Source organism: Microbacterium sp. PAMC21962 (assembly GCF_019443465.1).
In the GTDB taxonomy this organism is placed as follows: domain Bacteria; phylum Actinomycetota; class Actinomycetes; order Actinomycetales; family Microbacteriaceae; genus Microbacterium; species Microbacterium hominis.
Genome location: NZ_CP080381.1, coordinates 1,202,160 through 1,216,866 on the forward strand (window position 1 = coordinate 1,202,160; position 14,707 = coordinate 1,216,866).

The window sequence follows — 14,707 nt, forward strand, 5'->3', positions numbered from 1 at the left end:
AACAGGAAATCTCGACATGCGTGCATTCGTCATCGACGGCTACAAGAAGCCCCTCCACGAGGCAGACGTCCCCGAGCCGACCGTCGGTCCGAACGACGTCCTCATCGCGGTGGGTGCGGCCGGACTCAACAGCCTGGACGAGCGGATCCGCGTAGGGGACTTCAAGGCGTTCCTCCCGTACCGACCGCCGTTCACGCTCGGCCACGATGTGGCCGGGACGGTGATCCGGGTGGGCGCGCAGGTCCGCTCCTTCTCGCCCGGCGACGAGGTGTTCTCCCGGGCGCGCGACCATCGGATCGGAACCTTCGCGGAGCGCATCGCGGTCGATCAGGCGGATGTCGCCCGCGTTCCCTCGTCGGTCGATCTCGTCGAAGCGGCATCCCTTCCCCTCGTCGCCCTGACCGCGTGGCAAGCTCTCGTCGAGAAGGGCGGCGTGAAGGCCGGTCAGAAGGTCCTCATCCACGGAGGGGCCGGCGGTGTCGGAACGATCGCCATCCAACTGGCGAAGCATCTCGGTGCGGAGGTGGCGACGACCGCCTCGGCGAAGAACGCGGAGTTCGTGCGGTCCCTCGGCGCCGACATCGTGATCGACTACGCCAGCCGGGACTTCTCGGCAGAGCTGTCGGGGTACGACTTCGTGCTGGACAGCCTCGGCGGCGAGAACCTGACGAGGTCGCTGCGCGTCCTGCGCCCCGGGGGCACGGCCGTCGGCATCGCCGGCCCGCCGACACCCGCGTTCGCCCGGCAGATCGACCTGAGCCCGGCCCTGCGTCTCGTGACCGGCGCGCTGAGCAGGAGGGTGCGCGGGCAAGCGAAGAGACTCGGCGTCACCTACGAGTTCCTCTTCATGCGCGCCGACGGCGAGCAGCTGCGGGCCATCGCCGAACTCGTGGACGCCGGTGCGATCCGCCCGATCGTGGGCGCCACGTCCCCCTTCGAGGATGCACCGAAGGCTCTCGCGTCGCTGCACCGCGGTGGCATCCGCGGAAAGTCCGTCCTCCTCGGCGCGTGATTCCCTTCCCACCGCCCACTCGCGCCCCTCACACTCACCACCGAACCCAAGGACGTCTCCCATGAACGAAACAGTCATCACCTCGTACGCCCACGCCCCCGCGAAGACCGTCGCGGTCGGCCCGGACACCTTCGCCTACCGCGAGCTCGGCCCGAAGGAGGAAATCCCCGTCGTCTTCTTCGTCCACCTCGCCGCAACCCTCGACAACTGGGACCCTCGCATCATCGACGCGATCGCGAAGATCCGTCACGTGATCACGTTCGATCAGCTCGGCGTCGGTGCGTCCAGCGGCCGCGTGCCCGACACCCTCGATGAGGCCGCCGATGACGCCTACCGGTTCATCACGAGGGGTCTCGGCCTGAAGAAGATCGATGTGTTCTCGTTCTCGATGGGCGGGATGATCGCTCAAGACCTCGTGGTGAAGCACCCCGACCTCGTTCGCGGCCTCATCCTCACCGGCACGGGTCCGCGCGGCGGCAAAGACATGGACAAAGTCGTCGGCACAACCTACGGGGACATCCTCCGGTCGGTCCTCACGCGCTCGGACCCTAAGGAGTTCCTCTTCTTCAACCGCGACGCCCAGGGCAAGAGGGCCGGAAAGGCGTTCATCGGGCGGCTCAAGGAGCGCACCATCGACCGCGACAAGGCGATCTCCACCAAGGCGTTTCGCACACAGCTGAAGGCCATCGTGAAGTTCGGCCGCTCCGCACCGTCCGACCTCTCGGTGATCTCATCGCCCACGCTCATCGCCAACGGCGACAACGACCGCATGGTCCCCAGCATCCTCTCGGAGGACCTGCACCGCCGCATCACCGGCTCCGAGCTCATCATCTACCCGAACTCCGGACACGGTGGCATCTTCCAGTACTGGGAGGAGTTCGCGCCGGTCGCCGCGAAATTCCTCACCGACGTTCGGGCATGACACCATCTTCGGGGTCAACGTCTTCGACACACCGATGGCCGCGCACCCCGGCGGCGACGGGCTCGAGGCCGATCGCTTCGAAGTGCTCGCAGACGAGGCCACCCGGCAGGTGCGAGCCGGGCCGTGGGCCCCGTCAGGCGGACGCAGCGAGAGCGGCGCGATCACGAGGCGGGTGCAGGCTACGTGGTCGGCACCCACGTCTCGCCCTCGACGCCGGAGAGGATCGCCGTGACCTGAGCGCGGACGATCGCGAGGATCTCGTCGACGCTCGTGTCCGCCGTCGGTGCCGAGGCCATCGCGACCACCAGCCCGGAAGAGATCACCCGCGCCAACACAGCCGCATCGGCCTCGCTGCGACCGGCGCGCGTGACGATCAGGTCAATGAGGGTCTGCTCGCTCTCGCTGACGACCCGGAGCGCCTCCGCGTGGTGCGGCTCCGCCGCGTCACCGAAGATCATCTCCCGCAGGTATGTGCGGCCGTTGTCGACCTGGGTCCGGTTGCACGCGACGACCGGCGCCAGCAGCGCGAGGACACCGTCGATCGCTCCGGATGTGGCAGCCGCGGCGCTGCGACCTTCTTCGAGGGCTCGAGAGTAGTGGGCGTTCTGCACGAGGAGGAGCAACTCCCCCTTGGTCTTGGCGTAGAGGAAGAGGGTGCCGGTGCCGATGTCTGCGGCGTCGGCGATCTCCTGCGTCGTGACGTCATCGACGCCGCGCTCGGCGAAGAGCGCGCCGGCCGCAACCATGATGCGCTCGAGTTTCTCCTGCTTATTGCGCTCGCGACGCCCCACGGGCGGTGAGGTCGGTGACATCTTCGCTCCTCCGGGAATGAATACTGAGTGGCCCCGGTTATGAGCGTAGTCACTAACGTCATGGGCCTCTTCGATTCTCCCATCCTCGACCCGGTGACGACCTGTCCCACAACACCACCTGCCCCACAACACAAGGAACGACACTCACGATGACTCTCGACGCTCTCTGGCGGCCTTTCGCGCTCGGTCGCCTCGAACTCCCCCACCGCCTGGCGCTCGCACCGATGACGCGCAACCGAGCAGATGCCGACGGCACCCCCGGCGAGTTGGTCGCCGAGTACTACGGCCAGCGCGCATCGCTCGGACTGCTCATCACCGAGGGAACCCAGCCCTCCGCGGACGGCCAGGGATACGTGAACACTCCCGGAATCTACACAGACGCGCACATCGCCGGCTGGCGGAAGGTCGCCGACACCGTGCACGACGGGGGCGGTCACCTGTTCATCCAGCTCATGCACGTGGGCCGCGTCTCCCACCCCGACAACACCCCCCACCACCGCCAGCCCGTGGCGCCGTCGGCTATCGCCGCGGGTCAGGACATGTTCACGGCGTCCGGCCCGCAGCCCCTGCCCGTTCCGCGCGCCCTCGCCACCGACGAGATCCCGGGCGTCATCGCGGAGTTCCGTCACGCAGCGGCATCCGCCATCGCCGCGGGAGCAGACGGCATCGAGATCCACGCGGCCAACGGCTACCTCCTGCACCAGTTCCTCTCCCCCAACGCCAACGAGCGCACCGATCAGTACGGCGGGTCGATCGAGAACCGGTCGCGTTTCGTCGTCGAGGTCGCCGCGGCCGTCGCTGATGAGATCGGCGCCGACCGTACCGGCATCCGCATCTCCCCCGCCTTCCCCCTCGGCGGCATCGACGAGGGGGCGCGCGCGGACGTGCACGCCCAGTACCTCGACCTCGTCGCGCGCCTCGCGCCCCTGAACCTCGCTTACCTCCACGTGCACCACCTGGGCGACGACGAGTTGCTCGCCGCGCTGCGCGAAGCCTGGCCGACGGCCGTGCTGGTCGTCCGCTACGGCCGCACGCGCGAGCAGATCGCGGACGACATCGAGGCGGGCCTGGCCGACATCACCCCGCTCGGACGGTTCGCGCTGGCGAATCCCGACGTTGTGGAGCGGCTGAAGGCCGATGCCCCGCTCACCGAGGTCGACCCCGGCACGCTGTACACCGGCGGCGCCCGCGGGTACGTCGACTACCCCACCCTCACCCACGTCTGACCCGAAACAGGAAGAGAACGCACCCATGACCTCACTCAACGGAGCCACCGTCCTCGTCACCGGCGCGAACGGAGGCATCGGCACCCACTTCGTGCGCGAGGCGCTCGTCCGCGGCGCGGCGAAGGTCTACGCCACCGCCCGCACACCGCGCACCTGGGACGACGAGCGCATCGTCCCCGTGCAGCTCGACGTGACGGATGCCGCATCGATCGAGGCCGCCGTCGCCGCCGCGCCCGACGTCACAATCCTGATCAACAACGCCGGCGCATCGCCCTCGAGCTTCGGCATCCTGAACCACACCGACGACGAAATCCGTCGCAACATCGAGACGAACTTCGTCGGACCACTCATGCTCGCACGCGCCTATGCCCCGCTGTTGTCGGCCCAGGCCGGAGAGACCGCGATCATCGACATCCACTCCGCGATGGCCTGGTTCGCCGTCGGCGGCATCTACTCGGCAACGAAGGCCGCCCTCTGGTCGGCGACGAACTCGATGCGCCTCGAGCTGCACCCCGCCGGCGTGCAGGTCTTGGGTGTGCATGTGGGCTGGGTCGACACGGCGATGGCCGCAGGATCGACCGATCCGAAACTCGACCCTGCCGTGCTCGTCGCGAAGGTGTTCGATGCCACCGAGGCGGGCGAGTACGAGGTGCTGGCCGATGAGACCTCGGTGCAGCTGAAGGCGGCGCTGTCCGGACCCTTCGAGGCGCTGTACCCGCAGCTCGCGAAGTAGCGGTGCCCCATACTCGGAGCCGAGAGCTCTGAGGCGATCGCGCCGGGGCTGGGACGAGCGACCGGAAATGGCTTGCGCCGAACCACCACCCGTGCCGCGCGCTGCACGGCTGCCGTCGGTCACGACGGCAGCCGTCGCCGCATTAGCGCCCTCCCCGGTCTCGTCCAAGAGGAGAAGCGCCTGCGGAGTGAGCGCGATGGTTTCGCCCTGCCCGTCAGCGCGACGACGGGGATAGTCCCGACGCGAATCGAAACGCCACGAAACTCGACCGTCAGAGCTGGAAATCGAGGACCATTCTTCGTCGCCGTCATGGCAATACCGGCCTTCCTTCTGAGGGTGCAGGGAGCCGAACTCCACCCGTCAGTGCAGTACTGACACCGCCACCGACGGTGCCCCATGGCGGCGCTGAGGCTGAGCCGTCCGTAGAGGTTCTCGGGGATGAGTGAACCGAGCCACGGCTGCTGTGAGCAGAACCTCGACGATGCCGTCGCACTCATTGGAACCACTGCGAAAACCAAGAGCGGCGCATCTCCTCGGGGAGACACGCCGCTATCAAGTGGCTCTTACGAGGTCACTTGTTATCAAGCGACCGATGTGGTGGACCTAAGGAGATTCGAACTCCTGACCTCCTCGATGCGAACGAGGCGCGCTACCAACTGCGCCATAGGCCCATGAACAGGATCTAGGTTATCACGCGTCTCGGGTGCTCGATGCACGGGCAGGATGGAGTGATGAGCTCCGCCCCCGACTCCCCCGCGATCGTCCGCAACGTCCGGCTCTCGACATCCGCCTCGTCCGAGGCCGTCGACATCTCGATCGAGAAGGGCGTCATCTCCGCGGTCACGCCGGCGCGGGCGGATGCGACGGACGGCTACGACGGGCGCGGCCTGCTGGCGCTGCCGGGGCTCGTCAACGCGCACGCGCACATCGACAAGTCGTGGTGGGGACTGCCCTGGCAGTCGTACGGCGGGGAGGGGACGACCGAGGGACGGATCCGTCACGAACGCGCGCACCGTGACGAGATCGGGATGCCGTCGGCCCGCATCACGGGCAACGTGCTCGAGCAGCTCGTCGCGCACGGCACCACCGCGATCCGCACACATGTCGACGTCGACCTGGGGCTGGATCTGCGCGGGATCGACGCCGTCCGTGAAGCCGTGGCCGCCTACGGCGACGCGCTCACCGTGCAGATCGTCGCCTTCCCGCAGGACGGCGTGCTCCGCCGCCCGGGCGTGCTGGCGCTGCTCGATCGGGCGGCCCGCGACGGCGTCGAGCACATCGGCGGCCTCGACCCCGCGACGATCGACCGCGACCCCGTCGGGCAGGTCGACGCCCTGCTCGCGCTGTCGGCGGAGCACGGGGTGGCACTCGACATCCACCTGCACGACCCCGCCGAGCTCGGCGCGTTCCAGATCGAGCTGATCCTCGACGGTGTGGAGCGATACGGGCTCCAGCAACGCGTCAACATCTCCCACGGGTTCGCCGTCGCGCAGCTCGATCCGAGTCGTCGGCGCGACCTGCTCGCCCGGATGGGGGCGCTCGGCGTGACGATGACGACGGTCGCGCCGCTGCGGCTCCCCCAGCTTCCGCTTCACGAGCTCGACGCCGCCGGGGTCGCGTTCGGTTTCGGCACCGACGGCATCCGCGACCTGTGGAGCCCCTACGGCACGGGCGACCTGCTCGGCATCGCCTGGCAGTACGCGCGGGCGTCGAGCGTCGTCCGCGACGACGATCTCCGGCGCGTCGTGGAGATCGCGACGGGCGGCTCTGCACCCTTCGTGGGGTTGCCGGTGAACCGTCTCGAGGTCGGCGATCGCGCCGACATCGTCCTCGTGGATGCCGAGAACAGCATGGACGCCCTCGTGCGCACTCCGCGCCGCGAGGCGGTCATCGGCAACGGGCGGCTGCTGGTCGGCTGATCGCCGCCGTCACCGGCACCGGTGACGGGTCACTGACCGGAAGCGCGGCGTTCCAGCAGACGGCGCACGTGGGCTTCGATCGCGGCGTCGCCGGCGGCGGCTCCGCCCACCAGCTCCTCCTCGCGTGCGGCCTGCCGCTGCGGCAGCGCGACCGGGCGCCGGCTCTCGGCACGCTGACGCATCGCCTCTTCGAGCGCGCCGCGACGCAGCGCCTCGCGGGCGTCGACCTCGTCGAGCACCGCGGCGGCGCGCGAGCCGGCGGAGGCCGTGAGCGGACGGGGCAGTTCGCGGGGCACCCAGGACGCCCGCTCGGAGCCGACGGCCAGATCCTGCACCTCGCGTGCGACACGCGCGACCGGGACGACGGTCTCGCGCACGACGGCCCGACGCCGCACCCGCGACATCCGCTGCAGCAGCACGAGACAGGTGACCAGGAGGGCGCCGGCGGCCCACAGGATCAGCGGGGAGCCCGTCGTGGCGAGCCGGACACCGCCCCATGCGCCCAGGGCCAGCGCGACGATCGCGGTGACACTGATGACCAGGCGGGCCCGTCGACGGGCCTGCGCGCGACGGATCTCGGGCCGTGCCCGCTCACGGGCGGCGGCGAGCGCGGCGGCCTCGCGGGCCGCAGCGGCCTCGGCGCGAGCCTGGAGCTTGGTGACCTCGAGCTCGGCGCGCACGCGAGCCAGCTCGGCCTGCTCGCGTTCGGCCTGCGCCTGACGCGCCAACCGCTGCTGGGCCATCGCCGTGCGCGCGTTCAGTTCGAGGCGGACCTCCTCGGGCGTCTCGCTCGTCTCGGCGAGGATGCGCAGGGCCTGGTTGAGGCGCACGGCGTTGCGCTCCGCGGCGTTGAACTGATGACGGCCGTGCCACGACGGCAGCAGGTAGATCATCCACAGTGCGACGGCGACGAGGACGACCACCCCACCGCCGAGAACCTGACCACCCATGGTGACCACGGTAAGGGCGACGGGCACCGGTGCCGCGATATCCGACCGCGTGTCTGACCTTCATGTGGAACCTGAGGGTTTTCGACGCCGCGGCGAGAGGTCGATTCAGCCCGTCGGACGATCCGGCGCAGGGATCGTGGCGGCATCCTGGGGCGCGCGCCCCTGCAGCCAGCGCTGGAGCACGCCGTCGGGGACCTCTTCGCGTACGAGGGCGAACGCGTAGTGATCGCGCCAGTCGCCGGCGATGTGGATGAAGCGCCGCCGCAGCCCCTCGTAGCGGAAACCGAGTTTCTCGACGACCCGCAGGCTCGCCCGGTTCTCCGGACGGATGCAGATCTCCATGCGATGCAGACCGAGCTCGCGGAAGCAGACGTCCGTCGCCAGCGCGACGGCGGTCGGCGTGATGCCGCGCCCGGCGAACCGCTCGCTCACCCAGTAGCCGATCGTCGCCGACGAGAGCGAGCCGCGGGCGATCCCCCACACGTTCAGCTGACCGGCGATCTCACCGTCGTACTCCATGACGAAGGGCACGCCGCCGCCGTCGCGGTACTGCTGCAGCAGCCGCCGGATGCCCAGACGCATGTCGAACGAGACGGGGCCGTCGGGGCTCGTGGCCTCCCACGGCCGCAGCCAGGCGCGGTTGCCGAGCAGTTCCGACTGCAGGACGCGGGCATCGCGCTGCTTGATGAGTCGGATCGAGATCGGACCGTGCTCGCGCGGTGCCGTCAACTCCACCGGCTCCCCCTCGTGTGCGCCGCGTCGGGAGCAGCGCTAGAGCTTCTCCGCAAAGTCCTTCAACCAAGGTCGCAGTTCGGGGCCGAGATCGTCGCGATCGGCCGCCAGCTGGACGATGGCCTTGATGTAGTCCACCCTATCGCCGGTGTCGTAGCGACGACCGCGGAAGATCACTCCCAACACGCCGTCGGTGACCGCCAGCTCCTGCAGCGCGTCGGTGAGCTGGATCTCGCCGCCCTTGCCCGGCTCGGTGCGCTCGAGGATGTCGAAGACGCCCGGGGTGAGCACGTAACGGCCGATCACGGCGAAGTGGGACGGGGCGTCCTCCTTCTTCGGCTTCTCGACGAGACCCGTCACCCGCACGACCCCCGGGTCGTCGGTGGGCTCGACCGCGGCCGCGCCGTACATGTGGATGTGGTCGGGGTCGACCTCCATGAGCGCGATGACGGTGAGCCCGGATGCCGCGTTCACCGAGATCATCGTGGAGAGCAGCTCGTCGCGCTCATCGATGAGGTCGTCGCCGAGCATCACCGCGAACGTCGCCTCTCCGACGTGATGACGCGCGCGGAGCACGGCGTGGCCCAGCCCCTTCGGCTCGCCCTGGCGGACGAAGTGGATGTCGGCGAGCTCGGTGGACTGCTGGACGGCGCGGAGCTTCTCGTGGGCGCCCTTGGTCAGCAGGTTGGACTCGAGCTCGGGGACGGAGTCGAAGTGGTTGGAGATGTTGTTCTTGTTGCGCCCGAGGATGATGAGCACGTCGTCGATGCCCGCCTTCACCGCTTCCTCGACCACGTACTGGATCGCCGGCTTGTCGACGACGGGCAGCATCTCCTTCGGCATCGCCTTGGTGGCGGGAAGGAATCTCGTGCCCAATCCTGCGGCGGGGATGACGGCCTTGATGGCGGGGGAAGACATGGCGACACCCTATCGGGGCCCGCTGACGCTTCCGTGCCGTCTGCGGGGCGCCCCGCTCGCCGCGCCGCCTACAATCGGACCATGACCGACGGGATCGACGACGCCAAGCGCGCACTGCGTGCCGACCTGCGCGAGCGTCGTCAGCAGCGGTCGGAGGCGATGCGGACCGCCGACGCGTCCGGGGTCAAGCAGCAGCTGGACGCCCTCGTCGACCGCCTCGGCGCCCGCTCGATCTCGTGCTTCCTCTCCGCTCCCACCGAGCCCGGCACGCACGAGTTCGTCGCGGATGCCGTGGCGCGCGGCATCCGCGTGCTGCTGCCCGTCACGCGCGCCGACGGGCTCCTCGACTGGGTCGTGGCCGAGCCGGGCGCCGACATCGCGGAAGGCCTGTTCGGCATGCCCGAGCCCGTCGGCGAGGTGCTCAGCCCCCTCGCCGTCAACGACGTCGACCTGCTGATCATCCCCGCCGCCGCGGTCGATCGCACGGGGATGCGACTCGGGTGGGGACGCGGCTACTTCGACAAGACCCTCGGGTCGATGGAGCACTGCCCTCCCGTCTACGCGGTCGTCTTCGACGCCGAGATCCTCGACGAGGTGCCGCGCGATCTCCACGATCAGCCGGTCACCGGCGTCGTCACCCCCACCCGCACCGTCGCGCTCGCGGCACCGCGACGCTGAGCCGTTCCCCGGAGGACACATGCCCACCTACGCCTATGCCTGCACCCAGTGCGGCCACCGTTTCGATGCCGTCCAGTCCTTCGCCGACGCGGCGCTCACGGTCTGCCCGGAATGCGGCGGTGCGCTGCGCAAGCAGTACGGCTCGGTCGGCGTCACCTTCAACGGGTCGGGCTTCTACCGCACCGACTCGCGTGCGTCCACCTCCGGCGCGGCACCTGGCGCCGGCGGATCGACTTCGACATCATCGAAGTCCGAGGCGAAGTCCTCGCCCGCACCGTCGGGGTCGTGACCGGCGGGAGCCGGAGAATCGGAGGAACCGTGATCAAGGGCTTCAAAGACTTCATCATGCGCGGCAACGTCATCGACCTCGCCGTCGCTGTCGTCATCGGCGCGGCCTTCACCGCGCTCGTCAATGCGGTGGTGGAAGCCATCATCAACCCCCTGATCGCGCTCTTCTGGAAGGCGGATGCCAACGGCAACATCGGCATCCCCGTCAACGGGCTCTACGGCGAGGTGATCTTCCCGATCGGCACCCTCATCTCGGCGGTCATCAGCTTCCTCGCCGTCGCCGTCGTCGTCTACTTCGCCTTCGTGGTGCCGATGAACCACTTCAAGGAGCGGCAGGCCGCCAAGGCCGGCGTCGCGGAGGAGCCGGAGTCGAAGCTGCCCACCGAGCAGGAGCTCCTGATCCAGATCCGCGACCTCCTGGAGAAGAACGCCGCACAGCGCTGACGCGCCCGTCGCACCCCCGGTCGTCGAGCGAGCGGAGCGAGTCGAAACGCCCTCAGTAGTGCGGCGGGACGTCCCGCCGCATCCGATCGTCGTTCGGCCCCGACGCCCCGCCGCCCGCCGGCTGCGGGGCGTCGGGCGCTTGCGCGGGCAGCTCCGGCGACGGGTCGGTGCCGGGTGCCGGCGTGAGCCGCGCGCGCCGCGAGCCGGGAACGCGCTCGACGCGCTGACGATCGGCGTCCGACATCGCCGTCAGCGCAGGTCGAGCGGCTGGGTCGCCGTCTCGGCCTTCGGCGTCTCGGGCGACGCGCCCAGGATCGCCGCGATCCGTGCGGCCACGCCGGCGGGATCGCTGTAGAGGTCGAACGCGTGCACGCGGACGTAGTGCCAGCCGAGACGCCGCAGCACCTGGGGCCGCAGCCGCAGGCTCTCGCGCAGGGTCTCGCCGATGCTGTCGGAATCGCTCTCCACGACGACGGCCTTGCCGCGGTGCTGCGCGACGAGCGGCAGCAGTCCGCGGTAGTCGACGTCGACGGCGATGCCCAGGGCGCGAAGCTCACCGGCCAACGTCAGCGTGAGGGGGTCGGCGAGGTCTTCCAGACGCGACTCCCGCGCCCGTGCCGCGATGCCGCCGAGGATCGACATCAGCATCGCCGCGCCGGACTCCAGCCGTCCCTCGTCGAACGCCGACGGGCGGATCGAGGAGACGATCACCATCGAGCGGCGCGCCCGTGTCATGCCGACGGTGAGCAGACGCTCCCCGTCCGCCCCGGAGAGGTCTCCGAAGTCGCTGAGGACACGCCCGTGCTTGGTCAGTCCGAAGCCGAGGGAGAACACGACACGGTCGCGGCTCTCGGCGACCGATTCCTCCAGGCCCAGCACGGCGAACGGCTCGGCCGTGTCACGACCGACGAACTCGGCGACATCCGAGCGACCCGCGAACGCCGCGGCGACGGCCGCGCGCACGCGCTCGGCGTGGCGCACCGACGCGGTGACGACCATGAGCGTCTCGGTGGGCCGGTTGACCGCATGCTCGACGACGAGGGTGACGACCCGGGCGACCTCGGCGTCGGGGCTCTCGACGGCGCCCGTGATCGGATCGGGGGTGCCAGTGCCGCCCTCGACGTAGTCGACGCTGAGGCTTCCGCGTCCCAGGTACGAGCCCGCCCAGGGGAACGAGACGAGCCGGCCCCCGTAGAACGCGCCGTTGACGAGCTCTGCCAGGTCTTCGCCGCCCGCGCGGTAGCTGCGGGTGAGGGTCTCGACCGGCACGAGCTCGGACAGCCGCTCGAAGACGCTCACATGGTCGAACGGCACCTCGGGCTCGTCGTCGGGTGTCGGGTGGCCCGCCCCGACCCGGAACGGCGTCGGGCGCTGGGTGACCGGGTCGCCGAACACGACGACCTGACGCGCACGCCGCAGCGCCGGGGCCGCCTCGGCCAGGCACAGGGCCGCGGCATCCGCGATGACGACCACGTCGAACAGGGGCGTCTCGGGGATCGCCGGCACCTCGTACGGGGATGCGAGCCAGACCGGCGCCAGCGTGCGCACGAGAGCCGGCGCCGCGGCGACGAGCTCTGCCGCGGTCGCTCCCGGGCCGCGCAGCACCTGCTTGAGCGCCGCGGCCTCGCCGGCCTCGTCGACGACCGCGATCTTCCAGGTGGTCGCCAGCTCCGCCGCCAGCAGCGGTCCGGCCGAGGCGGCGTGCGCCTCGTCGACGAGACGGTAGTCGCGCTCCAGACGGTCGACGACCGAGGTGTTGGCGCCGAGCAGTGCGCGATCCGAGCGCAGCATCGCCTCCAGCGCCGACTGCCACCAGGCGAACTCGAACTCCGCGGCGACGTGCTCTTCCGGCACGTGGCGCACCGACAGCTCGGTGAGGAGGTCTTCCAGCCCCATCTCGGCGAGCTCACCGCGCAGCGTCGCGCGCTCGACCAGATTGTCGAACACGTCGGAGCGGGCGGCGAGACCGGCGAGGGTCCGCAGGAGGTACGGGATGGGAAGCGACGACAGCGGCTCGGTGCGCCCGAGGGCGCGGTCGAGCGCGGCGAGGTCGGCCGACACCCGCTGCCACGCCATCGCGACGTCATCCAGCCCCAGGGGGATCTCGGGCATGACACCCGGGTCGACGAGCTGCTGCCACTGCGTGCGCTGCTGCTGCACCCGCACGAGCGACTCGTGCATGTCGGTGATGTGCATGCCGGGTCGCACGTACTCGCGGGAGAGGTTCTTCAACCGGCGGCGCTGCGGCGAGGTCATGGCGGGCGCGTCACGACGCGGGGCGTGCGCCTGGATGAGCTCTCCGAGCGGGCGTTCGAACACCGTCATGCTGAAACGGTCGAGAGACGCGCGGATGCCCTGCAGCAACTGGACGTAGCTGCCCAGTTCGGCGAGCGTCGAGAACGGACGCATGCGCGTCTGGGCGATGAGCTCGTAGCCGCGCTCGAGCATCGCCGGCACGTCGCTGCGGTGGAGGCGTCCGGCGAGCGCGTGGGCGTCGCGGGCCTCCTGGGTGGACGCGAACGCGACCCCGTACCACGGCGAGTCGTCGGGGCCGAAGCGGAACTCGCCGAGGCGGGCGGCGGTCGCCAGCGCCTGCGCGGCTTCGGCGCGGCGGGTGCCGAGCGACTGCAGCGTGGCGAGGTCGAAACGGGTGGATGCCGACGGCTGCGGCGTCATCGCCGCGATCGTGGTCAGGGTGCGCAGCGCCTCGAGCGGCGAGACCTCAACACGCGGATGCCGCTGCGTGAGGGCGTCGCGATAGTCGCGCAGCACGGTGCGCAGCCGCACGAGGGCGTCATCGACGTCGGCCACCTTGGGCTGTTCGGCCTTCTCGTTGCGGGTGATCGCGCGGATCAGGTCGCGGTGCAGGTGGCGGGGTGAGACGGCGAGCCCGGGAAGCCCGATGCCGCCGAGGCGGTGCCGCACGCCCTCGAGCGTGGAACGCCGTGCGCTGACCACCAGCACGCGCTTGCCCGCGCGGACGAGCTCGCCGACGGCGTTGATGACGGTCTGGGTGCCGCCCGTGCCGGGCAGGGTGTGGACGGCGAGCGACTGGCCCGCGACGATGCGCGCCAGTACGGCCTCCTGCTCCGCGTCGGCGTCGAGGAGCAGGCGGTCGGCGGCGGGCGGACGCTCGTCGGAGCTCACGCTCGGCGGCGGGGTCCGCACGATCGTGAGATCCTCCCGATCGGACTCGTGGCCGGCCAGGGCGTTCAGGATCGGGTGGTCGAGGGTCTCGGCGTCGCGTCCCATCGGCGAGGAGACGTCGGCGAAGGTCGAGACCACCAGACGCGGCTGCACCGTGAACGTGTCGACGTGCGCGGTGAGCGCCCGCAGGTGGTCGATCACCGGCTGCGGCTTGAAGACGCCCGCGTCGTAGGCGAGTTCCGCGAGCGCGCGACCGTCGATGACGATGCCGAAATGCGTGCGTGCCGCGACGACGAGCTCGGGGTTGATCGTGAAGGCGCCGTGCAGTTTGAGGTCGAAGTCGGCATGGTGCCGGCGGATGGCGAGGGGGCGCAGCAGCACGGGCGCCGCGTAGGCGACGCCGCCGATCCGCCAGGCCGCGACGCCGACGGCGAGATGGACCGTGTCCAGTCCGCGCGTCGTGCGCAGCTCGACGTCCTTGGCGGCGATGCGCTCGGCGGCCAGGCGTGCGGTGCGCAGCGCGACCTCGTCGCGGAAGAGGTTGGACAGCAGCGTGGAGCGGCCGGTGATGAACTGCGGCAGGCTCCCGGGATGCGCTTTCGTGATGTCGATGCCGGCGTCACCGGCATCCGTGTAGTGCAGGAGCGTCGAGCGCCCGCCCAGCCAGCCCGACTCCTCGCGCAGCCGTGCGCGTTCGCCGGCCGCGACGTGCGCCACGACGACGCCCGGCTCCGACAGGTCGAGGTCGGCGGGGGTCACGGCGTACCCGTGGTCGGCGTCGTCCACGCCTCGCACGGCGCCATCGTCTGCTCTCCACACACTCGACACCTTAAAGTCCCGATCACGGCGTTCCCGGTTGGCGCGGCGGGTTTTGCCGGTATTGGGGCGGATGTGGCGGATGAGAATGCCGGATGCGGGCGGACCAT

General features: G+C 70.2%; 14 protein-coding genes and 1 tRNA gene. 8 read left to right on the plus strand and 7 right to left on the minus strand.

The window, feature by feature from the left end:
• Nucleotides 1-16: 16 nt before the first annotated feature.
• Nucleotides 17-1,012, plus strand: a complete 996-nt coding sequence (locus KY498_RS05895) for an NADP-dependent oxidoreductase (RefSeq protein WP_101305941.1) — start codon at nucleotides 17-19, stop codon at nucleotides 1,010-1,012.
• A gap of 61 nt (nucleotides 1,013-1,073) precedes the next feature.
• Nucleotides 1,074-1,934, plus strand: a complete 861-nt coding sequence (locus tag KY498_RS05900; RefSeq protein ID WP_101305940.1) for an alpha/beta fold hydrolase — start codon at nucleotides 1,074-1,076, stop codon at nucleotides 1,932-1,934.
• A gap of 179 nt (nucleotides 1,935-2,113) precedes the next feature.
• Here KY498_RS05900 and KY498_RS05905 read toward each other — a convergent pair whose 3' ends face one another.
• Complete coding sequence (locus tag KY498_RS05905; RefSeq protein ID WP_060960042.1) at nucleotides 2,114-2,746, minus strand: TetR/AcrR family transcriptional regulator; 633 nt, start codon at nucleotides 2,744-2,746, stop codon at nucleotides 2,114-2,116.
• A 149-nt stretch (nucleotides 2,747-2,895) separates the two neighbouring features.
• Here KY498_RS05905 and KY498_RS05910 point away from each other — a divergent pair, with 149 nt between their 5' ends.
• Both KY498_RS05910 and KY498_RS05915 read left to right on the plus strand, forming a co-directional pair.
• Nucleotides 2,896-3,972, plus strand: coding sequence for an alkene reductase (locus KY498_RS05910; RefSeq protein ID WP_191008277.1), 1,077 nt, complete (start codon nucleotides 2,896-2,898; stop codon nucleotides 3,970-3,972).
• Nucleotides 3,973-3,997: 25 nt separating this feature from the next.
• The gene (locus tag KY498_RS05915; RefSeq protein ID WP_191008276.1) at nucleotides 3,998-4,705 is read left to right on the plus strand and encodes an SDR family oxidoreductase; all 708 of its coding nucleotides are present in this window, start codon (nucleotides 3,998-4,000) and stop codon (nucleotides 4,703-4,705) included.
• A gap of 595 nt (nucleotides 4,706-5,300) precedes the next feature.
• Here KY498_RS05915 and KY498_RS05920 read toward each other — a convergent pair.
• A tRNA-Ala gene (locus tag KY498_RS05920) sits at nucleotides 5,301-5,376 on the minus strand.
• Nucleotides 5,377-5,436: 60 nt separating this feature from the next.
• Between KY498_RS05920 and KY498_RS05925 the strand changes: the two genes are divergently transcribed.
• Nucleotides 5,437-6,624, plus strand: coding sequence for an amidohydrolase family protein (locus KY498_RS05925; RefSeq protein ID WP_191008275.1), 1,188 nt, complete (start codon nucleotides 5,437-5,439; stop codon nucleotides 6,622-6,624).
• A 29-nt stretch (nucleotides 6,625-6,653) separates the two neighbouring features.
• Here the strand turns inward: KY498_RS05925 and KY498_RS05930 are convergent, their stop codons facing one another.
• From KY498_RS05930 to galU, 3 genes are all read right to left on the minus strand, one after another.
• Nucleotides 6,654-7,574, minus strand: a complete 921-nt coding sequence (locus KY498_RS05930; protein WP_191009659.1) for a large exoprotein — start codon at nucleotides 7,572-7,574, stop codon at nucleotides 6,654-6,656.
• A gap of 105 nt (nucleotides 7,575-7,679) precedes the next feature.
• Nucleotides 7,680-8,309: a GNAT family N-acetyltransferase gene (locus KY498_RS05935; RefSeq protein ID WP_219879552.1), complete on the minus strand. Its 630-nt coding sequence runs from the start codon at nucleotides 8,307-8,309 to the stop codon at nucleotides 7,680-7,682.
• A 36-nt stretch (nucleotides 8,310-8,345) separates the two neighbouring features.
• Nucleotides 8,346-9,224: a UTP--glucose-1-phosphate uridylyltransferase GalU gene (gene galU, locus KY498_RS05940; protein WP_060960052.1), complete on the minus strand. Its 879-nt coding sequence runs from the start codon at nucleotides 9,222-9,224 to the stop codon at nucleotides 8,346-8,348.
• 81 nt (nucleotides 9,225-9,305) lie between these two features.
• On the opposite strand from galU, the gene KY498_RS05945 reads away from it, so the two are divergent.
• The 3 genes from KY498_RS05945 to mscL are packed head-to-tail and all read left to right on the plus strand — an operon-like array spanning nucleotide 9,306 to nucleotide 10,634.
• Nucleotides 9,306-9,902 carry a 5-formyltetrahydrofolate cyclo-ligase gene (locus KY498_RS05945; protein WP_060960053.1) on the plus strand — a complete coding sequence of 199 codons (597 nt, stop codon included), beginning with the start codon at nucleotides 9,306-9,308 and terminating at the stop codon, nucleotides 9,900-9,902.
• 19 nt (nucleotides 9,903-9,921) lie between these two features.
• The gene (locus KY498_RS05950; RefSeq protein WP_060960054.1) at nucleotides 9,922-10,191 is read left to right on the plus strand and encodes an FmdB family zinc ribbon protein; all 270 of its coding nucleotides are present in this window, start codon (nucleotides 9,922-9,924) and stop codon (nucleotides 10,189-10,191) included.
• A gap of 29 nt (nucleotides 10,192-10,220) precedes the next feature.
• Nucleotides 10,221-10,634, plus strand: a complete 414-nt coding sequence (gene mscL, locus KY498_RS05955) for a large conductance mechanosensitive channel protein MscL (RefSeq protein WP_191008273.1) — start codon at nucleotides 10,221-10,223, stop codon at nucleotides 10,632-10,634.
• Nucleotides 10,635-10,686: 52 nt separating this feature from the next.
• Here the strand turns inward: mscL and KY498_RS05960 are convergent, their stop codons facing one another.
• Both KY498_RS05960 and KY498_RS05965 read right to left on the minus strand, forming a co-directional pair.
• A complete protein-coding gene (locus tag KY498_RS05960; RefSeq protein WP_191008272.1) occupies nucleotides 10,687-10,878 on the minus strand; it encodes a hypothetical protein in 192 nt (63 codons plus the stop codon).
• Between the two features lie 5 nt (nucleotides 10,879-10,883).
• Nucleotides 10,884-14,576 (minus strand): DNA2/NAM7 family helicase, encoded by a 3,693-nt coding sequence (locus tag KY498_RS05965; RefSeq protein WP_061782100.1) that lies wholly within the window; start codon nucleotides 14,574-14,576, stop codon nucleotides 10,884-10,886.
• Nucleotides 14,577-14,707 lie beyond the last annotated feature (131 nt).